This is a genomic window from Sphingobium sp., assembly GCF_035511395.1.
GTDB lineage: Bacteria > Pseudomonadota > Alphaproteobacteria > Sphingomonadales > Sphingomonadaceae > Sphingobium.
Genome location: NZ_DATKFP010000316.1, coordinates 1 through 21108 on the forward strand (window position 1 = coordinate 1; position 21108 = coordinate 21108).

22 protein-coding genes and 1 tRNA gene are annotated in these 21108 nt (G+C 64.5%); 13 read left to right on the top strand and 10 right to left on the bottom strand.

The features are described from left to right. The 4 genes from VMR39_RS21900 to mscL form a co-directional block, all read right to left on the bottom strand. The coding region (locus VMR39_RS21900; RefSeq protein ID WP_325419077.1) for a chemotaxis protein CheW at nt 1–241 on the bottom strand (241 nt) is incomplete at its 3' end. Between the two features lie 5 nt (nt 242–246). Beyond that, nucleotides 247–2622: a chemotaxis protein CheA gene (locus tag VMR39_RS21905; RefSeq protein ID WP_325419079.1), complete on the bottom strand. Its 2376-nt coding sequence runs from the start codon at nt 2620–2622 to the stop codon at nt 247–249. A 141-nt stretch (nt 2623–2763) separates the two neighbouring features. Further along, nucleotides 2764–3033 (bottom strand): hypothetical protein, encoded by a 270-nt coding sequence (locus tag VMR39_RS21910; protein ID WP_325419081.1) that lies wholly within the window; start codon nt 3031–3033, stop codon nt 2764–2766. A 143-nt stretch (nt 3034–3176) separates the two neighbouring features. Further along, nucleotides 3177–3614 carry a large conductance mechanosensitive channel protein MscL gene (gene mscL, locus VMR39_RS21915; protein WP_325419083.1) on the bottom strand — a complete coding sequence of 146 codons (438 nt, stop codon included), beginning with the start codon at nt 3612–3614 and terminating at the stop codon, nt 3177–3179. Between the two features lie 102 nt (nt 3615–3716). On the opposite strand from mscL, the gene VMR39_RS21920 reads away from it, so the two are divergent. From VMR39_RS21920 to VMR39_RS21935, 4 genes are read left to right on the top strand one after another with little or no spacing between them, the layout of a single operon-like run. Then, nucleotides 3717–4319, top strand: a complete 603-nt coding sequence (locus VMR39_RS21920) for a LemA family protein (RefSeq protein WP_325419085.1) — start codon at nt 3717–3719, stop codon at nt 4317–4319. Between the two features lie 4 nt (nt 4320–4323). Then, on the top strand, nt 4324–5130 hold the full coding sequence (locus VMR39_RS21925) for a TPM domain-containing protein (RefSeq protein WP_325419087.1): 807 nt from the start codon (nt 4324–4326) through the stop codon (nt 5128–5130). Beyond that, nucleotides 5130–5807 (top strand): TPM domain-containing protein, encoded by a 678-nt coding sequence (locus VMR39_RS21930; RefSeq protein WP_325419089.1) that lies wholly within the window; start codon nt 5130–5132, stop codon nt 5805–5807. Before VMR39_RS21925 ends, VMR39_RS21930 begins: the two co-directional genes overlap by 1 nt. Then, the gene (locus VMR39_RS21935; RefSeq protein WP_325419091.1) at nt 5804–6346 is read left to right on the top strand and encodes an NUDIX hydrolase; all 543 of its coding nucleotides are present in this window, start codon (nt 5804–5806) and stop codon (nt 6344–6346) included. Before VMR39_RS21930 ends, VMR39_RS21935 begins: the two co-directional genes overlap by 4 nt. A 3-nt stretch (nt 6347–6349) precedes the next feature. Here VMR39_RS21935 and VMR39_RS21940 read toward each other — a convergent pair whose 3' ends face one another. After that, a complete protein-coding gene (locus tag VMR39_RS21940) occupies nt 6350–6805 on the bottom strand; it encodes a DUF6456 domain-containing protein (protein ID WP_325419093.1) in 456 nt (151 codons plus the stop codon). Nucleotides 6806–6899: 94 nt separating this feature from the next. Here VMR39_RS21940 and VMR39_RS21945 point away from each other — a divergent pair, with 94 nt between their 5' ends. Together VMR39_RS21945 and VMR39_RS21950 are read left to right on the top strand one after the other, a co-directional pair. After that, nucleotides 6900–7463: a helix-turn-helix transcriptional regulator gene (locus VMR39_RS21945; protein ID WP_325419095.1), complete on the top strand. Its 564-nt coding sequence runs from the start codon at nt 6900–6902 to the stop codon at nt 7461–7463. A 57-nt stretch (nt 7464–7520) separates the two neighbouring features. Beyond that, nucleotides 7521–8693, top strand: coding sequence for a glycosyltransferase (locus VMR39_RS21950; protein ID WP_325419097.1), 1173 nt, complete (start codon nt 7521–7523; stop codon nt 8691–8693). A gap of 8 nt (nt 8694–8701) precedes the next feature. On the opposite strand, the gene VMR39_RS21955 is transcribed toward VMR39_RS21950, so the two are convergent. Continuing rightward, the gene (locus VMR39_RS21955; protein WP_325419099.1) at nt 8702–10312 is read right to left on the bottom strand and encodes a molybdopterin-dependent oxidoreductase; all 1611 of its coding nucleotides are present in this window, start codon (nt 10310–10312) and stop codon (nt 8702–8704) included. A 110-nt stretch (nt 10313–10422) separates the two neighbouring features. Between VMR39_RS21955 and modA the strand changes: the two genes are divergently transcribed. Further along, nucleotides 10423–11193: a molybdate ABC transporter substrate-binding protein gene (modA, locus tag VMR39_RS21960; protein WP_325419101.1), complete on the top strand. Its 771-nt coding sequence runs from the start codon at nt 10423–10425 to the stop codon at nt 11191–11193. Nucleotides 11194–11210: 17 nt separating this feature from the next. Here the strand turns inward: modA and VMR39_RS21965 are convergent, their stop codons facing one another. After that, nucleotides 11211–11957 (bottom strand): HAD-IIB family hydrolase, encoded by a 747-nt coding sequence (locus VMR39_RS21965; protein WP_325419103.1) that lies wholly within the window; start codon nt 11955–11957, stop codon nt 11211–11213. A 194-nt stretch (nt 11958–12151) separates the two neighbouring features. Between VMR39_RS21965 and modB the strand changes: the two genes are divergently transcribed. From modB to VMR39_RS21995, 6 genes are all read left to right on the top strand, one after another. Beyond that, nucleotides 12152–12856 carry a molybdate ABC transporter permease subunit gene (modB, locus tag VMR39_RS21970; protein WP_325419147.1) on the top strand — a complete coding sequence of 235 codons (705 nt, stop codon included), beginning with the start codon at nt 12152–12154 and terminating at the stop codon, nt 12854–12856. Beyond that, nucleotides 12846–13463 carry an ATP-binding cassette domain-containing protein gene (locus VMR39_RS21975; RefSeq protein WP_325419105.1) on the top strand — a complete coding sequence of 206 codons (618 nt, stop codon included), beginning with the start codon at nt 12846–12848 and terminating at the stop codon, nt 13461–13463. The genes modB and VMR39_RS21975 overlap by 11 nt, the downstream gene beginning before the upstream one ends. A gap of 101 nt (nt 13464–13564) precedes the next feature. Beyond that, nucleotides 13565–14194 carry a hypothetical protein gene (locus VMR39_RS21980; RefSeq protein WP_325419107.1) on the top strand — a complete coding sequence of 210 codons (630 nt, stop codon included), beginning with the start codon at nt 13565–13567 and terminating at the stop codon, nt 14192–14194. 209 nt (nt 14195–14403) lie between these two features. After that, the gene (gene rfbB / locus VMR39_RS21985; protein ID WP_325419109.1) at nt 14404–15474 is read left to right on the top strand and encodes a dTDP-glucose 4,6-dehydratase; all 1071 of its coding nucleotides are present in this window, start codon (nt 14404–14406) and stop codon (nt 15472–15474) included. A 154-nt stretch (nt 15475–15628) separates the two neighbouring features. Next, a tRNA-Gln gene (locus tag VMR39_RS21990) sits at nt 15629–15702 on the top strand. 142 nt (nt 15703–15844) lie between these two features. Then, entirely contained in the window at nt 15845–16732 is an 888-nt protein-coding gene (locus VMR39_RS21995) for a glycosyltransferase (protein ID WP_325419111.1), read from the top strand. Here VMR39_RS21995 and VMR39_RS22000 read toward each other — a convergent pair. From VMR39_RS22000 to VMR39_RS22010, 3 genes are all read right to left on the bottom strand, one after another. Next, nucleotides 16729–17457 (bottom strand): hypothetical protein, encoded by a 729-nt coding sequence (locus VMR39_RS22000; RefSeq protein ID WP_325419113.1) that lies wholly within the window; start codon nt 17455–17457, stop codon nt 16729–16731. The genes VMR39_RS21995 and VMR39_RS22000 overlap by 4 nt on opposite strands. A 91-nt stretch (nt 17458–17548) precedes the next feature. Then, nucleotides 17549–17851 carry a hypothetical protein gene (locus VMR39_RS22005; RefSeq protein ID WP_325419115.1) on the bottom strand — a complete coding sequence of 101 codons (303 nt, stop codon included), beginning with the start codon at nt 17849–17851 and terminating at the stop codon, nt 17549–17551. A 274-nt stretch (nt 17852–18125) separates the two neighbouring features. Further along, nucleotides 18126–20774 (bottom strand): TonB-dependent receptor, encoded by a 2649-nt coding sequence (locus VMR39_RS22010; protein WP_325419149.1) that lies wholly within the window; start codon nt 20772–20774, stop codon nt 18126–18128. Nucleotides 20775–21108: the final 334 nt, after the last annotated feature.

Consider the following 21108-nt stretch of genomic DNA (forward strand, 5'->3'; position numbering starts at 1 on the left):
CGCTGATGTCGGCGATGATCGCCAGCCCGCGCTGATCGGCGGGCGTGGCCCGGCCATGCACGATGGCGACGACATCGATGATCGTCAGCACCCGGCTGCGCAGCGCGGAAAGCCCCGCCACATGCGCGCCCATGCCCGGCACAGGAGAAATATCGGTCAGCTTGACGACAGCCTCGACCTCGCTGGCCTCGACCGCGATCCGCGTGCCTGCCAGCATCGCCAGAAGATAGAGTTTTTCCATGATCCTTACCTCTGCCCTCCGGCGATCGCCGCCATCAGCGCATCCTGGTCGTAGCGATAGATGCTGCCATCCTGCGGCCCCATGGCACGGGGAGAAGCACGCAGTTGCACCACGCGACACCCCATGATCCCGGCCACCTGCGCCGCATCGGACCCGCTGCACAGCACCACGTCGCGCGGATCGACCGCCGCATCGGCGGGCAAGCCCAGCATCACGTCATGGCCCGCCTGGCGCAGCAGCGGCGCCAATATCTCGCGCGTCCAGCCATCCTCGCTGTCGGCCAGCAGGCAGCGACCACGCGGCTGCTCGGCCACCGTCTCCTCCGGCAGGGCCGCGAACAGCGCGAAGGGGTTCAGCACCTCCAGATGCTCGCCCTCGATCACCGACACGCCGCTCAGCACACCGTGCATCGCCACCATGTCCGGCATCAGTGGCATTTCGACGATGTCTAGCACCGCGGCGACCGGATAGCAGGCCTCCCGCTGATCGTCACGCAGGCGCAACGCCGACACCTTGTCCCGGTCGAAGCTCGCCTGGCCATTGGCGACAGGCACCAGTCGCCCGTCGAGCCGCACGAAAGCGCGACCGCCCGACCGACCGAACAGCCGCGCATCGATATCCTCGACCCGCTCGATCAGCGACAATTTCAACAGGCGGCGCTCGCCGGTCAATTCCTCGAAACGCAGCGCCGCCACCATTTCGACCCGTGCCTGCGCATCGGCCTGCTCGTCCTGCTGCGCCGCCCGATCGTCGATGATATTGGGCAGGCGCGCGGCATTGGCGAGGCCGGCCGCGTCGAGCAACAGCATCGGCCTGCCATTGTCGGGCAGGGTCATGCCAGCATAGACGCCACTCGCCATCACCAGGGGTGAGGCCGGCCGGATCACCAGTTCCTCATGATTGTCGACCGCCGCCACGCCCATGGCGAAGGGCACGCCTGTGGCGGATCGCACGACCATGATCGCGCGCGGCCCGGCCTGCGCCAGCTTCTCCATCCCCAGCACGTCTTCGAGCGCGACCATCGAATGGCGCATCCCGCGAATCGTCGCGATCTGTGCGCCGCCGACTTCGCTGATCTGGAGCATGTCATTATTATCGTGCAGGATTTCCACGACCGCCGAGCGCGGAATCGCGAAATGCTGACCGCCTGCCCGGATGATGAGGCCCGGAATGATGGTCAGCGTCAGCGGCACGCGCAGCGTGATGCACAGCCCCTGCCCCGGCTGGTTGTCGAGCGCGATGACGCCGCCGATTCGCTCCACATTGGCGCGCACCACGTCCATGCCCACGCCGCGACCGGAAATGGCCGTGACCTGCTGCGCGGTCGACAGCCCGGCCTGGAAGATCAGGTCCAGCCTGTCCTGCTCGCTCATCCGCGCGGCCGCTTCAGGCGTCAGGCGCCCGGCGGCGATCGCCTTCTCGACCAAACGCGACGTGTCGATGCCCGCACCGTCGTCGGCAATGGCGATGACGATCTGGTTACCCGACTGGCGCGCCTCGACCCGTAGTTTGCCGGCTTCCGGCTTGCCCCTGGCACGGCGCTTGTCCGGCGTCTCGATGCCATGGTCGATGCTGTTACGCACGATATGGGTGAGCGGGTCGACGACCATCTCCACCATCTCGCGGTCCATTTCGACGTCGCCGCCCTCCAGCGTCAGGTCGATGCGCTTGCCCAGTTCACGGCCCAGATCGCGCACCATGCGCGGGATCGCGGCGAACAGGCGGTCGACGCGTTGCATCCGCGTCTTGGAAATCACATCGCGCATGTCGGCCACACATGCCGACAGCCGCTCGAACACCGTATCCAGTTCGGGATCGGCGGACCGCTCGCGCAGCTTGCGCGACAGTTCGTTGCGCGCCAGCACCATATCGGACACGCCGTTCATCAATTGGTCGATCAGGCTCAGAGGCAGGCGGATCGTGCGCGGGGCGGCCTGGCTTGCCTGTCGCGCGACCGCAGCCGTCGCGACGCCCGCTTCCCTCGATCCTGCTTCCTGCTGCATTATCGCATCCGAAGGCGCGCTGAGCGCAGCGATCAGATAATCGTCATTTTCGTTGGGCAGCGCGGCGCCCATGGCGACAGCTTCGGTCAATTCGCCGATACGATCCATCAGGCCCAGCACGGCCGTCACCGTCGCCGGGTCCGGCTGCCGGTTGCCGGCGCGAATCTCGGACAGAACATCCTCGGCGGCATGGCTCAGCCGTTCGAAGCGGGGCAGGTTCAGGAAACCGCAGCTACCCTTGACCGTGTGGAAGAAGCGGAAAATGGCATCGAGCCGGTCGCGATCGGAAGGATCAGCCTCCCACGCCACGACTTCACCCGCGAGCGCTTCCAGCGTCTCCTGGGTTTCGGATATGAATTCCTGTAGTAACTCGTCCATTCCCACTGGCCCCACGGATGCGCGCAGCCGCACCATGGCGGGACGTGGTTAAGGGGGCGTTAAAGGCGCGATGGAACGAAAAAGGGGCGCCGCGACTGGATCGCGACGCCCCTTTCACCAGCCCCCGAAGGAGCGGGTTTATCAGTTCTTCTTTTCCACGGCGTCCGCCGCCTTCTCACCCGCTTCGCGGGTGGCGTCGGCCTTGTTCTCCAACACGTCGGCAGCATTTTCCGCCGCGTTTTCGGCATTGCCGGTCAGGTTGTCGGCCATGGCTTCCATATTGTCAGCCTGGTTGTCGAGCGCAGCCGCCTGATTCTCGTATGCGTTCTCGACCTTGTTCTCCTGCTTGGAATCGCACGCAGCAAGTGCAACCATGCTGGCAAGGCCAAGAACAGTGACAAAGGTTTTCACGGCGTTTTCTCCTGTTGCGCCCCCTACGGGCTGACGTCGTTTCGCAAGGCGAGACCGCAAGAACGGCCTGTTAACCCTGACGCGGTTCAACTGGCCGCGCGGTGGATGGTTCCCATCGCAGGCTCGTTTCGTCGCATAAACGATTATTTTCTGAGTGAATCCCGGATTTCGCGCAACAACACAATGTCTTCCGGCGTCGGCGCAGGGGCGGCCGCTTCCGGTTCCGGCTTGGCAGTCAGCTTGTTCACGACCTTGACCAGCAGGAAAATGATGAAGGCGAGGATGATGAAGTTGACCAGCACGGTCAGGAACTGGCCCCAGCCGAACATGGCGACGCCGGCCGCCTTCAGATCAGCATAGCTGTCGGGATTGCCCTTGAACCCGGCTGGCAGTTCACCCAGCCGCAGAAAATAGCCCGAAAAGTCCGCGCCGCCAAAGATGAAGCCGACGACCGGCATGATCAGGTCGTCCGTCAGCGACTTTGTGATGGTGGCGAAGGCGCCACCGATGATCACACCGACGGCAAGGTCCATCACATTGCCGCGATTTATGAATGTCTTGAATTCGGAAATCAGCCCCATGGTGTAAGCCCCTTATACCATCTGCGATAATGACTGCATGGCCCGTTGCACCGCCCGGAGCAACGTCCTATTTCAACAGCGAAACAAAGCCGAGGATGTTCCATGACGCTTCTGCGCCGCTACTCCACCCTGCTTCTTCCCCTGTTCGGGGCGCTCGCCCTGTCCGCTTGCGGCATCAACAGCGTGCCGACGGCCGAAGAAGAGGCCAAAGCCAAATGGGCCGATGTCCAGGCACAATATCAGCGCCGATCCAATCTGGTCGGCAATCTCGTCGCCACGGTGAAGGCGGCGGGCAAGCAGGAACAGGATACGCTGGTGAAGGTCACGGAGGCCCGCGCCAGGGCGACGTCCGTCCAGGTCAATGCCGAGGATCTGTCCGATCCCGCCAAGGTTGCGCAGTTCCAGGCCGCGCAGGCGCAACTCAGCCAGGGCCTTGGCCGCCTGCTCGCCTCTGTCGAGGCCTATCCCGACCTCAAGACCAACGAGAATTTCCTGCAACTCCAGTCGCAGCTGGAAGGCACGGAAAACCGCATCGCCGTTGCCATCCGCGACTATAATGGCGCGGTGCAGGCCTATAACACCCGCATCCGCACCTTCCCCGACGCGATCGGCGCGAAGCTGATCCACGGCGCCAAGCCCATGACCCCGTTCCAGGCCACCACGCCCGGCGCGGAGGAAGCGCCGAAGGTCGACTTCGGCAACTGATCCGATGCTGTGTCGCCTGCTCCTGATCCTCGCGCTGCTGGCCTTTGCGCCGGCGGCGTGGGCGCAGAGCTTTCCGAAGTACAACGACAGCGGCGTGATCGACGCGGCGAACCTGCTCGATCCGGCGCAGGAGCAGGCGCTCAGCCAGAAGCTGATCGCGCAGAAGAAGGCGAGCGGCCGGTCACTGGTCGTGGCGACCATCCCCGATCTTCAGGGCTATGAGATTGCCGATTATGGCTATCGCCTCGGCCGCGACTGGAAGATCGGCGATAAGGGCAGTAACAACGGCGCCCTGCTGATCATCGCGCCCAACGACCGGAAGGTGCGGATCGAGGTCGGCTATGGCCTCGAAGGCATACTGACCGACGCCCTTTCGTCGCAGATCATCCGCCGGGACATCACGCCACGCTTCAAGGCCGGCGACATGGCGGGCGGCATCAATGCGGGGGCGGATCAGATCGCCTCGCTGCTCGCGCTGCCCCCGGATCAGGCGCGCCAACGCGCGGCAGCGGCCGAAGCCGACGCCCGCAGCCAGGATGACGGCGGCGGCGCGATCATCGGCTTCTGGGTCATATTGTTCATCGTTTTCTTCGTTGCCCTGCCGCTATTGTCGCGCGCGCGGGGCGGCAAGCGCTATCGCCGTGGCGGCGGTATTCCGCCAGTCATCATCTGGGGACCGGGCACGGGCGGTTCAGGCTGGGGATCGGGCGGCGGCTGGGGTAGCGGATCGGGCTGGGGCGGCGGCGACAGCGGCGGCGGCTTTTCAGGCGGCGGCGATTTTGGTGGCGGCGGCGCGTCGGGGGACTGGTGATGCAGCTTCATCTCACAAAAGCCGACCATGACATCGTGTCGACCGCCGTGGCGGAGGCGGAGGCCCACACCTCCGGCGAGATCGTGACTATGGTGGCCCGCCGATCCGACAGCTATCATGATGTCGGCCTCAGCTGGGCGGCGGCGGCGGTGTTCATCGCCCTCGCCCTGATGGCCGCCTTCCCGGCGCAGTTGCGCGGCTTCCTTTCCATGCTGCTGCTCGACTGGGAGCATGAGCTGGCCGACTGGAAGCTGCTGATGGGGCTGCTCGGCCTCCTCATCCTCAAATTCCTGGTCGTGCGCTATCTGCTGGCGATCATGCCGCTGCGCATGGTTATGACCCCGCGCGCGACCAAGGCGCGGCGGGTGCGGCGACGCGCCATCCTGCTGTTCCGCACCGCCGCCGAGGCTCGCACGCGCGGGCGCACCGGCGTGCTCATCTACCTCTCGCTCGACGAACATCGCGCCGAGATCGTCGCCGACCGCGCAATCAACGAGAAGGTCGCACCCGAAGCCTGGGGCGAGGCCATGGCCGCGCTGATCGCCGCGATCCGCGCCGACCATGCCGGCGAAGGCCTGGCCGCTGCGGTACGACAGGTGGGCGCGGTGCTGGCCGCCCATTTCCCACGCGCCGACGACGACATCAACGAACTACCCGACAGGCTGATCGAATTATGACCGACCCCGACCGGACCGCTCCCGAGGAAATCATGTGGGAGGGCCGCTTCATCACCGCCAAGAGGCGCGGCAAATGGGAATATGTCGGCCGCGCGCGCGGCATCCACGCCGCCGTCATTCTGGCGATCGACGAGGCGACGGATGGCCGCCACGTCCTGCTGGTCGATCAATATCGTGTGCCATTGGGTCGCCGCTGCATCGAACTGCCCGCCGGCCTTGTCGGCGACCATGATGAGGGGGAGGAAGCCAGCCTCGCCGCCGCCCGCGAGCTGGAGGAGGAGACCGGCTACCATCCCGCCCGGCTCGAATCGCTGGGACAGTTCTACAGCTCTCCGGGCATGGTGTCGGAAAGCTTCACCCTGTTCCGCGCCCATGAACTGGTGAAGACGGGCGATGGCGGCGGGGTGGATGGCGAGGACATCCATGTCCACCGCGTGCCGCTGGCCACCCTGCCCGACCAGATCGCCGCCTGGCGGGCGGAGGGCTATGCCATGGACGTGAAATTGCTCCTCCTGCTCGGCGCAGGCATGGTCAAATAATTATCAGGGTACCCGGTACCAGCCCGCCACCCGGTCGAGCGCCAGCGTCAGCACCAGCTTGCCCGCGCGGCTCGGCCAGCCCAGTGCCTTTTCCGCCGCGACCAGCCCTTCGCCCGCGCAGGCGACGCGCCAGAGGATATCGGCCAGCCCCGGTCCCGCCGCGCGGATCGCGCCGTCGAACCGATCCTTCGCCGATAGTTGCGCCAGCGTCGGATCGGGCCGCCCGCCGGAGCCGCGCCGTCCGCCCTCGCGTGGCGCGGCATCCCAACACATTGTCACCCGCGCACCCAGCCCGGCCTTTTCCCAGTCGGCCCGCAACTTGTCGCCCGCGACATAGTGCCGTGCGCTCAGATGACCCCGCGCATGCAGCCAGGCGAGCGGCGATTCGCCCAGATGCACCATGACCATCCGGCTTCGGCCGTCCGGCCCCTCGACCAACTGCTCGACATGGTTCGTCATTTGCGCCTCCATCCAGTGAATCAGGATGATGGGCTTGCCATGGCGGATAATCTGTAGGAAAGAGAAAACCAAATAGGTTATTTGCGAGGCGTATATGATCACCCGCATCCGTGAGGTTCGCAAGGCGAAGGGACTGACCCTGGAGCAGGTCGGTGTGCTGTGCGATCCCCCTACCACGGCTCAGACGATCGGGCGACTCGAAACCGGAACCCGTACAGTCTCGGTCAAATGGCTGAACCGAATCGCGCTGGCCCTGGGCGTCACCAGCGCCGAACTGGTCGCCCTGCCGGGCCAGAGCGAAATCCCCGTCGCCGCGCTGCTCGGCCCCGATGGCGCGCGGGCGCCGACCCGCACCCTGACATTCCCGCCGCCGATCGCCTCGGACGGCATGGTCGGCGTGCATGTCGGCGCCAGCATCGGCGACTATCGCGCAGGCGATGCCATCTGGTGCCGCCGCATCCTGCCGGAGGATTATGGCAGCGCGCTCAACCGCGACATATTGCTGCCGCGCCCCGCCGGCCGCTTCCTGTTCGGCCGCCTGATCGGGCGCGAAGGCGACCGGTTGCAGATGCTGCCGCTGGGGTCCGGCACCCGCCAACTGGTGCTGACCGACCCGCCCTGGGCGGCGGTTGCGGAACAACTCGTCCGACGACTCTAGCCATTCTGCCGCTCCGCGCTTAACCATGCGTCAAATCTGTGCATCCAGAGAGGGCCCATGACACTCAACATCCTCATGTTGTCGACCCTCTTTCCCGACATCAGCCGGCCCAATTTCGGCGTGTTCGTGGAACGGCAGGCGCGCGAACTGGCCAGCCGCCCCGAGGCCGACGTCACCGTGGTCGCACCTGTCGGCCTGCCGCCATGGCCGCTGTCGCATGCCGGCCGCTATGCGCCGCTGCGCGCACTGCCGCGCAAGGAGCGCTGGCGCGAGTTGACCGTCTATCGCCCGACCTTCCCGATCATTCCCAAATTCGGCGGCCGGACCAATGTCGGCACCATGACCCGCGCGATCCTGCCGCTCATCAGGCGGCTTCATGCGGAAAAGCCGTTCGACGTGATCGACGCCAGCTTCTTCTTCCCCGACGGCCCGGTGGCCCAGCGCCTGTCGAAGGCGCTCGGCATCCCCTATTCGGTCAAGGCGCGCGGCGCGGACATCCATCATTGGGGCACGCAGGGCGGCACCCGCAAGATGGTGCGCAAGGCGGCTGACGCCGCCGCCGGGCTGCTCGCCGTGTCGGACGCAATGCGCCGGTCGATGGCCCGCATGGGCATCGATGCCGAAAAGGTCCGCGTCCATTATACCGGCGTCGATCTCGACACGTTCGAGATCACCGACCGCGCGGCGGCCAAGGCGGCGCTCGACTTCAACGGCCCGGTGGTGCTCAGCGTCGGCGCGCTGATCCCGCGCAAAGGGCAGGATCTGCTGGTCCGCGCCCTGCCGCAACTGCCCGACGTCACACTGCTGCTGGCCGGTCAGGGCCAATATCGTCGGACGCTGGAAAATCTGGCACAGGAACTGGGCGTCGAACGGCGGATCGGCTTTCTCGGCTCCGTGCCCCATCACAAGCTGCCGCGGATCTTCGCCGCTGCCGATGTGATGGCGCTGCCGTCCGAATCGGAAGGCCTGGCCAATGCCTGGGTCGAATCGCTCGCCTGCGGCACGCCGATCGTCATCAGCGACGTGGGGGGGGCGCGCGAACTGCTCGACCGGCCGGAGGCGGGCCGGATCGTGGAACGCGATCCCGACGCAATCGCTACCGCCATCCGGGCGATCCTCGACAATCCGCCATCCCAGGCCGCCGTCCGCGAAACCGCCTTGCGCTTCACCTGGCAGGCCAATGGCGACACGCTGCTCGCCCATCTTCGGGGCATAGCGGCGGCCGCCTGATCGCTTGTTTACAGCAGCCGCGCGCGGCCGTCAGGCGTCGGGAACCGCCCCTCGTCGAAAGGCAGTTCGCCCCAGCGCCACGGCGTCAGTTCGGCATAAGCCGGATTGGAAATCGGCGCATGACGCTTGAGGTTGAGCAGCCGCGCGCCATCATTCTGATAGGCGGTCAGTCGCACATGCTCGCGATAAATGTCGGCCGCCCACTCATAATGGAAGGCATCGCCCCATCCCATCGCCTGCGCGACCTTGGTCAGCATCCACCAGTCGGGCCGGGCCTCGCCGGGCAGGTCGAACAGCCTGCGCTGCCGGCTGACGAGCCGATCCATGCCGGTCAGCGTTCCGTCCTTCTCGATCCATCCGGCCGAAGGCAATCGGAAGCTCCAGCCGTCCGAATCCGGCTCCACCTGATCGGATGCCCGGATCGACAGGGGCACCAGCGCGCGCGCTTCCCTGAGCCAGTCCGTCGCAGCGGCATCCGCCCCGACGCTCCACAGCGCCTTGACCCGGCCATCGCGCATCGCATCCAGCAGCGCCTCGCCCTCCAGGCCCTCCGCCTGAACCATGCGGCGCGCGCCCCAGAAACGCTCCATCCGGGCCAGCGCCTCGTCATCGAAGCCCATATGTGCCGCAAGGCTGTCGGCCATGCAGCCGACCTCGCGCGCGCCCATGCCATTGGCACCACCACCGATCAGGAAAGGCGCAGTGCCCGGCCGGCCGATACGCCCGGTCGCGAGATGGAGGCTTAGCACCGCTGCGGCCTCCCTGCCGCCGGCCAGCGTCACCGTTTGCGCTTCAGCCGCCCATGTCTCGTAGAAGGCGCGGATCGATCCCGGCGGCAGGCCGCAGGCGCGCGCCACCGACCAGACGTCATGGCCCTGCCGCAGGTCATGCCAATAGCCCATCGGCACGGCGACATGCCGTTCCAGCCAAAGCGGATCGATCAGGCCCGTATCATAGCAATGAAGCAACAGGCCGCCCATCAACCGCGCCATGCCGCCGGGCGCAACCGGCAGACGCAGAGCCGCCCCGATCGCGTCACCCTCACCCGGTGACCCGAGATGGATCAGCCGCGCGCCATTCGATCGCGCCGCCTGCACACGGTCCATCAGCACCGGATGATCGTGCCCAACCTCACCACCGACCAGCAGGATCGTTCCGGCACGATCGATATCCTCGAACGTAGCGGGCATGACATCCTCGCCGAAGGCAGCGCGCTGCAACCGTGCGGTGTCGCCCAGCCACGGCGCATGAATATGGGCCGAACCGAGAAAGCCCTTCATCAGCTTGTTGGCGACATAATAGTCTTCGGTCAGCAACCCGCCGCCGACATGCAGCGCGATGCTGCCCGGACCATGGCGTGTCAGGATGGCCGTCAGTCGCCGCGCCATCTGCGCGATCACCCGCTCCCAGCCCTGCCGCCGCCCCTCCATCACCGGATGCATCATCCGTCCTTCGAGCCGCGCGCTGTCCTCCAGTTCGATCGCCCGCGCGCACAACAGCCCGCCATTCGCCGGATGGGTCGCGTCGCCCTCGATCCGCAATTGCCGGTCGTCATCGGTCAGCACGCGCATCCCGCAGCCCACGGCGCACTGCCCGCACTGGCTTCGCACGATCGCCATGGTCAGCGGGGAGTCCGGTTGCGATCGATCATGGCCATGGCCCTAGCGGATTGAGGCGGCCGACAAAAGCGACGCTTGCCTGCCCCGCGCGACCGGCGCAAACAGGCGGCATGATGACATTGCTGCTTCGCGCCCTGGCGCTGCTTACCCTGATCGGCTCCTCCACGGCACAGGCAGCCCCCGGCGATCGCGGACCGCTGCTGCTGGCGGCGGCGAGCATGCAGGAAGCGATGAACAGCGCTGCCGACGCCTGGGCCGCGCGCGGCCATCCCCGCCCGGTCCTGTCCTTTGCCGGCTCGTCCGCCCTTGCCCGCCAGATCAAGGCAGGGGCACCTGCCGACCTGTTCCTGTCCGCCGACGAGGAATGGATGGACGATGTCGAGCGCGCCGGACTGGTGGCGCGCGGCACGCGGGCCAATCTGGCGGGCAACCGACTGGTACTGGTCCGTCCTGCGGACAAGCCGGTCGCGCTCCGCATCGGACGCGGTATGCCGATCGCGCACGCGCTGGGCGACGGGCGGCTCGCCATGGCCGATCCGGACAGCGTGCCCGCAGGCAAATATGGCAAGGCGGCCCTGATGGCGCTAGGCGTATGGCCGCAGGTGGAGGGCAAGGTCGCCCGCGCTGACAATGTCCGCGCCGCCATGGCGCTGGTCGAACGTGGCGCCACGCCGCTCGGCATCGTCTATGCGACCGACGCGCGCGCCAGCAAGAGCGTGGCCGCGGTCGGCGCCTTTCCCGTCGGCAGCCATGCGCCGATCCGCTATCCGGTCGCCCGGCTGACCGCCAGCCGGCACAAGGACGCAGAAGCCTTTCGGCGCTTCCTGCTGTCCTCGACCGGCCGGTCGATCCTGGCGCGCTATGGCTTCAGTGCGCCCTGAACCCTGTTTCCGGCGCCTTATTTCTGGCAGGCGACGATCGCCGCGATGACCGACAGTGTTTCTTCCGGATCGCGCACCTTCACCGTGTCCAGCCCCAATTGCTTGGCCGGATAATCGTTGCCGCCGGGGAAGATGGCGTCGCCGATGAACATCATCGCATCCAGCGCGATACCGCTCGCATCGCGCAGCTTCTTGAGGCCATAAGCCTTGTCGACACCCTCGCGGGTGATGTCGATGGAGGTCGCGCCGCCCATGTTGATAGACAGGCCGGGCAGACGCCCACGCAGGTCCGCCTGGATGATCTTGCGCTTGGCGAAGTCTGGATCCCAGCCTTCCTTGGCGTGGATCGGCGCCTGCTGGCCGAGCGCGGAAAAAGTGATCTGGCTGCCGCGATCCTCGATCCGTTCGCCCCAGGTCTGTTCCGGCACGAAGCCGGTCGCTTCCAGCGATGCGTCGAACGCCTCCAGTATCGCGCCCTTCTGCCCGTCATCGAACAGTTCGGCATAGACCGGCTTCCAGCCGCCGTCGCGCCAGGTGAACAGCTTCGTCCCGGTGGTCGGCATCAGCCACAGCCGGGTCACGTCTGCACGCGCGGGCAGGCGGCTCGCCACCTGCTTGTCGAACTGGGGCCAGTCGCCACCTGAAATCACGGCGACATGCGCGACCTCCAGCAGGTCCGCCAGCGCCTCGCCCATCGCTTCGCCCAGCGGCTGCTTGCTTTCGGCCAGGGTTCCATCGAGGTCGAAGGCAATCAATTCTTTCATGCACAGGTCCAGTCAGATGAAATTGTCAGATAGAGTGGCTGCGACCCTCCACAGGGCGGCCGCTACACCATCGCCATGGTTTTTTCCAGCCGAGCGAAAGCCACCATGACATGGAAGATATGGCAAGCCAGGGACATGCCGTGCCCGACCGCGCTTTCTTGACGGCAGGACGCATATCGCCCACCCAGCATGACATGTTTTCTTCCCTGACGCCCGACGATTGGACGGTCATCAGCCTGTCGCTCAAGGTCAGCCTGGTCGCGGTGACGGCCATGCTGCCGATCGCCTTCGCCCTCGCCTGGATATTGGCGCGCGGGCGCTTTCCGGGCAAGCTGCTGCTTGATGCGCTGGTCCATCTGCCGCTGGTGGTGCCGCCCGTCGTCACCGGCTGGCTGCTGCTGATCCTGTTCGGCATCAATGGTCCCATCGGCCGCTGGCTCGACCAGTGGTTCGGCGTGACGCTGCTGTTCCGCTGGACCGGCGCAGCGCTTGCCGCCGCGATCATGGCGATGCCGCTGATGGTGCGGGCGATGCGCCTGTCGATCGAAGCGGTCGACCGGCGACTGGAGCAGGCGGCGCAGACGCTGGGCGCCTCGCGCTTGCGCAGTTTCCTGTCCATATCGCTGCCGCTGTCGCTGCCCGGCATATTGGCGGGTGCGATGCTGGGCTTCGCGCGCTCGATCGGGGAGTTCGGCGCGACCATCACCTTCGTGTCCGACATTCCCGGCGAAACCCGCACCCTGCCGATCGCCATCTATGCCGCGCTCCAGGTGCCGGGCGCTGAAATGTCGGTCAGCCGCTTCGCGATCATCTCCGTGCTGCTCTCGCTCGGCGCGCTCCTCCTGTCCGAAATTCTCGCGCGCCGGGTGGCGCAGGGACGCATGCCCCATGTCCTTTGACATCAACGTCCGCCACCGGCTGGGCGACCGCGACATCGCCCTGGCCTGCCGATCCGACGCGCGGCTGATCGCGCTCATCGGGCCATCAGGCGTTGGCAAGACCAGCATCCTCAACATGGTCGCCGGTCTTTTGCGCCCCGATCAGGGCCATATCGGGGTCGGCGGCGAAACCTTGTTCGACAACCGCGCCGGCATCGACCTGCCCGTCACCGATCGTCATGCCGGCTATCTGTTCCAGGATCTGCGCCTCTTCCCCCACATGCGGGTGGATGCCAATCTGCGCTATGGTCGCCGCCCCGGCGGCCGGCTCTCGCAGCAGGAGATACTGACCTTCCTCGGCATCGGCCATCTGCTGCACCGTATGCCCGCGACCCTGTCCGGCGGCGAGGCCCAGCGCGTCGCCATCGGCCGCGCACTCCTGTCCGCGCCCCGATTCCTGTTGATGGACGAACCGCTCACCGGCCTCGACCGGGCGCGGCGCGAGGAGATATTGCCCCTGATTGAGCGGCTCCGCGACGAAATTGGTCTGCCGATCCTCTATGTCACCCACGATCTGCGTGAAGCCGAACGACTGGCCGACCTGATCGTCGAGATGCCCGACGCCTGAGCCGCAACGCCGACAAAGATGGTCGACAGCGGGAGATTTGCCCGCCATCAGAGGAGCGACATCGTAACCAAGGAAATGATCCGCTGACCGCCCCGGACAATATGCAGGACAGCATCGCCACGATCGAGCAGCGGCTCGACAGGCTGGAGCACATGATGGGCGACAGCATCCGGCGGCTCGACCAGCTTCAGCATCTGGTCGAACTGGTGCTGAGCGAAACCCATGCCCGCCGGCGGGACGCTGCGGCGGCAACCGAAGGCAAGACGCGCTGGTCGGACGAGGGCTTTCCCATCCTGCCCCGAAACTGGCCGGTGCATTTCGGCACGGACCACGACGATGGAGACCATGCGGCAGACGATTTCCTGGCAGGGGGATGGTTCGGGCGCGAAGGCTGGGGCGTCTGGGGCAGCGACGAAGTCCATTCGCTGCGCTTCGCACTGGAAGAGTATAGCGGCGGTTATGTCACCGTGCATCTTGGCCTGCGTTTCTTCATCCTCCCCGGCATGGACCGGCCGGGCGTCGACATTCTCGCCAACGGCTATTTCCTGGGGAATCACAAGCTCAGCGCGCTCGGGCGCGTCGTCACCTTGCGCCTTCCGCCCTCCTGCATCGGGGATGGCAATATCCTGCTGCAACTCAAGCATGAGGCGGCCATATCGCCCGCATCCACCGGCGCTGTGCCGGACGGCCGCGTACTTGGCGTTGGCCTCTCGACGCTGGATGCAGCCTGACGGCCATTTCGAAAGAAAAAGGCGGGGCATATATCTAGACACCCGCAAGATAAGAAGGCGATGCAACAGGTCGCATGGCGATTGCGGAACCGCTTCATTTGCGGTTACTGCTCAAGCCAAGTGCAGGGGATTCAATCCCTTGATGTCATGAATGATTCAACTGGCGCGCATGTCCATGCGCGGATCATCAGGGAGCGAAATACAGGCGCATGGCCAATCTGATCATTACCGGGGGCGCAGGCTTCATCGGCGCAAATTTCGTCCGTCACTGGCGCAAGGCATCGCCCGATGACGGCATCGTGGTGCTCGACGCCCTCACCTATGCCGGCAACCCCGCCAACATCGCTGATGTGCCCGACGTGACCCTGGTCGAAGGCGATATTTGCGACACGGCGCTGGTTTCGAAGCTGATGGCCGATCATGATGTAGACACGATCGTCCACTTCGCCGCCGAAAGCCATGTGGACCGCTCCATCACCGGCCCGGACGCCTTCGTCACTACCAATGTCATCGGCACCCACAGCCTGTTGAAGGCCGCCAAGGCCGCCTGGCTGGACAAGGGAAGCGGCCGGCCGCACCGCTTCCACCATGTGTCGACCGACGAAGTCTACGGCACGCTGGAACTGGACGATCCGGCGTTCAGCGAAACCACGCCCTATGCCCCCAATTCGCCCTATTCGGCGTCCAAGGCCGGGTCCGACCATCTGGTGCGCGCCTATCATCACACCTATGGGCTGGAAACGACGACCAGCAACTGTTCGAACAATTACGGCCCCTACCAGTTTCCCGAGAAGCTGATCCCGCTCTTCACGCTCAACGCGCTGTCGGGCAAGAACCTGCCCATCTATGGCGACGGCATGAATATCCGCGACTGGCTCCATGTCGAAGACCACTGCATCGGCATCGAACTGATCCTGCGCAAGGGCCGGATCGGCGAGACCTATAATGTCGGCGGCGGACAGGAACTGCCGAATATCGAGGTGATCAGGGAAATCTGCCGCGGCGTCGATGAGGCGTTCGCCCGCAATCCTGCGCTGGCCGCGACCTTCCCCCACGCGCCTGCGGCCCAGGGTCGTGCGTCCGCCGACCTTATGACCTATGTGCAGGACCGCAAGGGCCATGACCGCCGCTATGCGATCGACGAGACGAAGATCCGCACCGAACTGGGCTATGCCCCATCCCGCGATTTCCCGCAGGGTTTTGCCGACACGCTGAACTGGTTCCTCGACAATCAGGACTGGTGGCGCCCCCTGCTCGGCCGCGCCGCACTCGTCGCCTGACCGCCGGCGCGCTTTCGATAGCGCACCTGATCGCGGCGCATGCCTCTTCCGGCCGGCTTTGGAAAAGTCGGCCGGAACTGTCAACAAAAGGGCTTGACCGCTCTTCAAACCACGCCTATCTGCGGCCTCCCAAGCGGGACTACCCCGCCGATGATGCCCGATCCTCTAATGGTAAGAGAGCGGACTCTGACTCCGTCAATCAAGGTTCGAATCCTTGTCGGGCATCCAGACTTCACCCAGCGCTACCACCTCAATCGTCGCTGAAGCGACGCATTTCCTGTTTGCGTCGAGGGACAACGGGTCGACGCCGCCTGTCACGATCCTATAATTGCCGATCGAGCCGCCCAATCATACGGGAGAGACACAGGCGATGGCAGATGATTTAGCGCATCCGGAGATGGAACCGGCATTGCCCGTGGCCATGGACAATGTCTCGCCCGATCCCCATCCCGCGGCCGACGCCCTCTTTTTGCATGTGCATCAAATTCTGATCGCACAGCCTTTCGACCGACCACTGGCCTTGGCACCGATCATCGACGACAATGTTGACCGTTTGCGGCACCTCTACCCTGAGTCCTCCTATCGGCTCTGGACGCACGACGATCTGCGGGACTTCCTCGCACAATCCTTCCCCCGCGAGGTCTGCCAGGCCTTCGACCGGCTGCGCCCCTATGCCTACAAGGCCGATCTGGGCCGGCTATGCCTGCTCCATGCGATGGGCGGCCTCTACAGCGACATTTCCTTCTTCTGGATGGAGCGGTTGCGCCCGCCGCCCATGGCAGCCATCGCCTCGTTTCTCGACGTTCGCTCCTCAAGCCCTGCCTGGACGGCGCTGTCCAACGGACTCATCTGGGCGCGGCCGGGACGGCAGGAGATGGCGATCGCCATCGACATGATTCTGGCGAACTGCCGCAATCATTATTATGGACTGAACTCGCTGCATCCCACGGGCCCGGTCCTTCTCGGACGCGCATTCGTAAAGGCGCTGGCGCAGCAGGACAGCGACGAGGGCTGGAGCGAGCAATGGGTCGGCCATGCACGCTTCCTGACGCCCATGGGATACCCCAAGGGCCTCGCCTGCTTCACCCCAGACGGAAAGATGGTCGCCATCTCCCGAAAGGAAGGCGGAACCGGCCTCGGCGACCTGCAATTGCCCGGCGGCAACAATTATAATGATTTCTGGAATGGCCGAACGGTCTATGGCGAAGACTGTCCGGATGCGTTGGAGCCTTGCCAGGAAGCCGTCGCGGCTCCCTAATCGGTACTCGCCGTCGCGGTCGCCTGCGCGGCTGCCGCGTTCAGGAAGGGCTGAACGCGCAGACGCGGAAATACCGCTTCCAGCGGCTTGGTATCGGGCAACACATAGACATAGCCGCCCTTCTTGCGAAACAGCGGGCTGACACTCTTGGAGTAGAAGAGCTTCGGCACATTGATGCAGCCGAAGGTGATGCGATTATCTTCGGCTGTCGGCGACAGCATCCGCTCGCGTCGCTTTTCCTTCGGGCTGCCTGTCGGGATGGTATGCAGTGCTACCGACGTCGCATAATCCACCCACAGCACCTGCTGCTTGCCGGCCGCAACTCCGAACTTGGCGAGGAAACGGCCCGCAGGCGTGGTCTTTTCCGCCGGCCCGATTTCGGACAGATTCTTGGATCCGATACCGGGCGTGGCCTCGTCACCCGGTGCGATGCCGATCAGGACAGGCGCATGTCCCAGCGATTGCCCCTTCGCGTTGAACAGGAAGGCGGTGGCCGCCTTCTTGTCGATGACGATGTAAGGCAATGTCCCATGATCCCCGGAGGAGGCGACCCAGTCGACGACGCGCGTCGCTTCCTCCGACCGGACGAACGGGATTTCCTCTTTCGCCTCCTCGACCGGCGCCGATTTGGCGACCGGAGCGGCTTTGGCTTTGGGTCTGGCCGCCATGGCCGGCGCGGAGATGGTCAGCGCAAGCCCGCCCAACGCCGAAAGTAGGAGCTTCATTCTATGCACTACTCACGAAAAACGGCCGGCGCCAGAAGGGACAGGCGCCGACCCGGAATCATGGTCTTGTCTTAAACGTCCGTCGTGCGGATCAGTTGCGCGCGCGCTTGCGCTGGGCTTCCTGCATACGCTGCTCGACGCCGTCGACGCGGCCGTTCAGCTGCTCGATACGCTGGGCGTTATTCTGGGCCTGACCGGAAGCCGACTGGGCCTCGGCCAATGCCTGCTGTGCGGTGCTGTCGGTGGTCTGCAATTTCGTTTCTAGCGCATCGACGCGCTGATTGACCGTGGCGACCTGCTCGCGCACGAAACCCTTGGTGGCACAGCCTCCCAGAGCCAGCGAACCCACCAAAATCACGCCCAGGGGAGCAATTTTCTTCAGAGCCGGCGACATATTATTCTCCTGTAGTTAACAAAACCGCAATGTTCCAAGCCGAGCGCTGTTCCCTCGACAATAGCGATTCTGTCCGACTGTGCTTGTCGTCAGGCGAACGGTTGACGCAACGGAAAGCCGAAATTGCCAGATGAATTATGGCTGAACCTTAACTTGGATTTCGACGGAAATCCGTCGATTTTCGACGATCGAACATGAACGCATGTTCATGAAAAAAGCGCCGCCGCCGAGTCCTGCGACCCGACGGCGGCCTCCTTGACCTTTCAACCGATCGTCAGAATTTCTGGCCGAACCGGATGCCGAAGAATTGGGGCTTGATCGTGAATGTACGCGACGAACCCGAACAGAAGTCGATCGAGCAGAAGGTGTTCTTGGTCAGCTGTCCGCGCTTATCGAAGGCATTTTGCAGGAACAGCGTCAGGCTCCAATTATCCTTCTTGATCCCGCCGGAGAAATCGAAGCTGACAAAGCCCTTGGTGTTGCCCAGCAGTTCGTTGCTCTCGACGTTCAGATCCTGCGTCGCTCCGGTCTGGTAAAGCGCCGCCCCCTGAAGGAAGACGCGATAGTCGCCAATATCGGCATCGTAGCGAACCGATGTCGTTCCCTTGAACCGGGGCTGGCGCGGCAGGCGGGTGCCGTTAGCGGCGGCGACCTGCGGTGTCGGCGGGGCGGAGCCTTCGACGAACTCGCCCAGGGTGCAACTGCCCAGCTGCGAGATGGACAGCGTTTCGGTGTTGAGCGCGAAGTTGCAGAAATCGCCCTTCAGCTTCGCATCATTATAGGCGCCGGAGGTGGAGATGGTGAACCGCCCCAGCCTCAGGTCGGCGTCGAATTCCACGCCCTTCACCTCGGCCTTGCCCGCGTTGCCGGTCATGCCCGCACCCTGCGCGCCCGACACTACCACGCCATATTGGATATTGTTCCATTTCTCGTAATAGACGGCGGCGTTGAAGCGGAAGATATTGTTCCAGCTGGTCTTCACGCCGACCTCGAAATTGGTGAGCGTTTCGGACTTGAAAGGCGCCACCGTAACCAGCCGGCCGAGACTGCGGATGCGCAGCGGTCGGTTGAAGCCGCCGGGGCGGAAGCCGGTCGAATAGTTGAAATAGACCATCTTGTCGGGCTGGAACTGCCAGTCGAGCGCGACCTTGTGCGTCTCGCCATCCTCCTTGTAACGGCCGGTCCCGTCCGCTGCGAGCGGGTTGGTGTTGATGCAGGTCAGCCGCTCCGTGGCCGACAGCGGGGTGGCGCAGCCCAGCCCTGCCGCGGAGGCCGCGACCCCGGCAAAGCCCTTCACCTTGTAATCGGTCCAGAAATAACGGATGCCGCCGGTCAGCTTCAGCGCCGACGTGATGTTGTAATGGCCCTCGGCGAAGATCGCCTTGTCATGATAAAGCTGGTCCTGTTCGACGAAGTAGAAGGCGTCGCCCTTCACCGCCTGCGTGCCGAGCAGCATCGTGCCCAGCGGACTGCCATTGGGATTGATGACGTCGCTCGTGTCGAAGAAGGGATTGCCGTCATCGTCATAGCCGATGCCATACATGGCCGGCACGCCGATGAGGCCACCCGGCACGTCGCCGCCGCCGGTCGCGGTATAGCCGGTGATCGTATCCAGTCCGCGGATCGCGTAGCTGGTGTTAAGCTCATTCTTCTGCCGCTGGTAGAAGCCGCCGACGGTCACGTCGAACGGCCAGTCCTTGGGCGTGCTGATCCGCAACTCCTGCGTGAATTTGTCGCGGTGGGTATCGGCATGATAATATTGGGTCGGGTCGATCAGCGAGCATTGCTGCGCCGCGCCCGATCCGGTGCAATTGTCGAAAAATTGCAGATAGCTTTCATAGCCCGGCCCGAACCCGTCATAGGTGACGGTATAATAGGTATAGTCGTTGAGCGTCCGAGTCCGCCGTTTGAAATAGCCGGTTGCCGATACGACGTCCCAATCGCCGATATGGCCATGGATGCTCATCGCCGCCTGATACCAGCGGTCGTCATTCTTAGTCTGGTCATAGTCATGGACTTCCAGATCCCCGACCCGCGGATCATAGCCGAAATAGCCGCGTGACACCTGCTTCTGCGCCGTGATCGACGGGTTGAACGACCAGCCGTCGACCGGCTCCCACAGCAATTGCAGCCGCCCGCCAAATTCCCTGATGGTGTTGTAATCGTCCTTCGCAATGTCGCTATTGTCGAGATTGTAGAAGGTGTCGGGGTTGTTATCACCCAGATTATAGACCGCTGGCGACCCGTTGTTCAGCAGGCCGTTATTGGGCGTGTTGTCGATATAGCCGCCGTCGCGCCGATAATAGCCCATGGCGCGCACCGCCAGCGTCTCGCTGACCGGCACGTTGATATAGGATTCTAGCTGCCCGCCGAAATCGCCCTTGCCATATTTATTGGCCTCCACGTCATAGCCGAACTCGAATTTGTCCAGCGTCGGCTTGTTGGTGATCAGGCGGATCGTGCCCGCCAGCGATCCTGCGCCGTAAAGCGTGCCCTGCGGGCCGGACAGCGCCTCGACACGTTCCATGTCATAGGCATGGATATCAGGCACTTCGGTGCCGGTGATGGGCATATCGTCCAGATAATAGCCGACCGAGGCATAGGCGCCGCCCGCCGGCACGATGCCGCGGAAGAAGGCGGTGTTGCGGCCCGGCCCGATGCCCTCGAACGATACCGACGGCAGCAGCGCGGCGAAATCGCTCAGCCCCTTCACCTGCCGCTCCGCCAGCTTCTCGGCGCCCAGCGCCTGCATGGAGATCGGCACCTTCTGAATGCTCTGCGCGCTGCGCGTCGCGGTCACGACGATCTCACCCAGACCCTGCTCCTCGGGCGCGGCGACGACGGCCGGGTCAAGAGCGGCAGGCTGGGCCATGGCGGGGGATGCAAGCCCCGCCAAAATGGTGGTCATCCCCAGCATCTTCATCAGATGCGACCGGTGATGAGGCTGGCGGCGATGAGACTGGATTTTCATTTGCGCAGGACTCCCCCTGAAGAAACCACGCCTCTGCCTCGCTCTCCCTCGTCCCACGGTTTGCCCGTGCGTTTCTGACGCATTGCACCATGCCCTTGCGGACACGGACCTTCCTGGCCGCGACGAAGGCGCAAGCCCCCGCGACCGGAACCCGACATCGGTTCCGAGCCTGCCACGCCCAGGCGCGACATGATTGAAATTGCGTAACTACCCCTTGGATGTCCCGTCATTCAGGACGATCGTCCAGCTTTGATAATGCGATAACTCGTGCAGGAGTCAACCGCTT

What these genes read in the sequence shown, in the direction of transcription:
- VMR39_RS21905 (WP_325419079.1), bottom strand. Translation starts at nt 2,622, where the DNA reads ATGGACGAGTTACTACAGGAATTCATATCCGAAACCCAGGAGACGCTG.
- mscL (WP_325419083.1), bottom strand. Translation starts at nt 3,614, where the DNA reads ATGGGGCTGATTTCCGAATTCAAGACATTCATAAATCGCGGCAATGTG.
- VMR39_RS21920 (WP_325419085.1), top strand. Translation starts at nt 3,717, where the DNA reads ATGACGCTTCTGCGCCGCTACTCCACCCTGCTTCTTCCCCTGTTCGGG.
- VMR39_RS21925 (WP_325419087.1), top strand. Translation starts at nt 4,324, where the DNA reads ATGCTGTGTCGCCTGCTCCTGATCCTCGCGCTGCTGGCCTTTGCGCCG.
- VMR39_RS21930 (WP_325419089.1), top strand. Translation starts at nt 5,130, where the DNA reads ATGCAGCTTCATCTCACAAAAGCCGACCATGACATCGTGTCGACCGCC.
- VMR39_RS21935 (WP_325419091.1), top strand. Translation starts at nt 5,804, where the DNA reads ATGACCGACCCCGACCGGACCGCTCCCGAGGAAATCATGTGGGAGGGC.
- VMR39_RS21940 (WP_325419093.1), bottom strand. Translation starts at nt 6,805, where the DNA reads ATGACGAACCATGTCGAGCAGTTGGTCGAGGGGCCGGACGGCCGAAGC.
- VMR39_RS21945 (WP_325419095.1), top strand. Translation starts at nt 6,900, where the DNA reads ATGATCACCCGCATCCGTGAGGTTCGCAAGGCGAAGGGACTGACCCTG.
- VMR39_RS21950 (WP_325419097.1), top strand. Translation starts at nt 7,521, where the DNA reads ATGACACTCAACATCCTCATGTTGTCGACCCTCTTTCCCGACATCAGC.
- VMR39_RS21955 (WP_325419099.1), bottom strand. Translation starts at nt 10,312, where the DNA reads ATGGCGATCGTGCGAAGCCAGTGCGGGCAGTGCGCCGTGGGCTGCGGG.
- modA (WP_325419101.1), top strand. Translation starts at nt 10,423, where the DNA reads ATGATGACATTGCTGCTTCGCGCCCTGGCGCTGCTTACCCTGATCGGC.
- VMR39_RS21965 (WP_325419103.1), bottom strand. Translation starts at nt 11,957, where the DNA reads ATGAAAGAATTGATTGCCTTCGACCTCGATGGAACCCTGGCCGAAAGC.
- modB (WP_325419147.1), top strand. Translation starts at nt 12,152, where the DNA reads ATGTTTTCTTCCCTGACGCCCGACGATTGGACGGTCATCAGCCTGTCG.
- VMR39_RS21975 (WP_325419105.1), top strand. Translation starts at nt 12,846, where the DNA reads ATGTCCTTTGACATCAACGTCCGCCACCGGCTGGGCGACCGCGACATC.
- VMR39_RS21980 (WP_325419107.1), top strand. Translation starts at nt 13,565, where the DNA reads ATGCAGGACAGCATCGCCACGATCGAGCAGCGGCTCGACAGGCTGGAG.
- rfbB (WP_325419109.1), top strand. Translation starts at nt 14,404, where the DNA reads ATGGCCAATCTGATCATTACCGGGGGCGCAGGCTTCATCGGCGCAAAT.
- VMR39_RS21995 (WP_325419111.1), top strand. Translation starts at nt 15,845, where the DNA reads ATGGCAGATGATTTAGCGCATCCGGAGATGGAACCGGCATTGCCCGTG.
- VMR39_RS22000 (WP_325419113.1), bottom strand. Translation starts at nt 17,457, where the DNA reads ATGAAGCTCCTACTTTCGGCGTTGGGCGGGCTTGCGCTGACCATCTCC.
- VMR39_RS22005 (WP_325419115.1), bottom strand. Translation starts at nt 17,851, where the DNA reads ATGTCGCCGGCTCTGAAGAAAATTGCTCCCCTGGGCGTGATTTTGGTG.
- VMR39_RS22010 (WP_325419149.1), bottom strand. Translation starts at nt 20,774, where the DNA reads ATGAAGATGCTGGGGATGACCACCATTTTGGCGGGGCTTGCATCCCCC.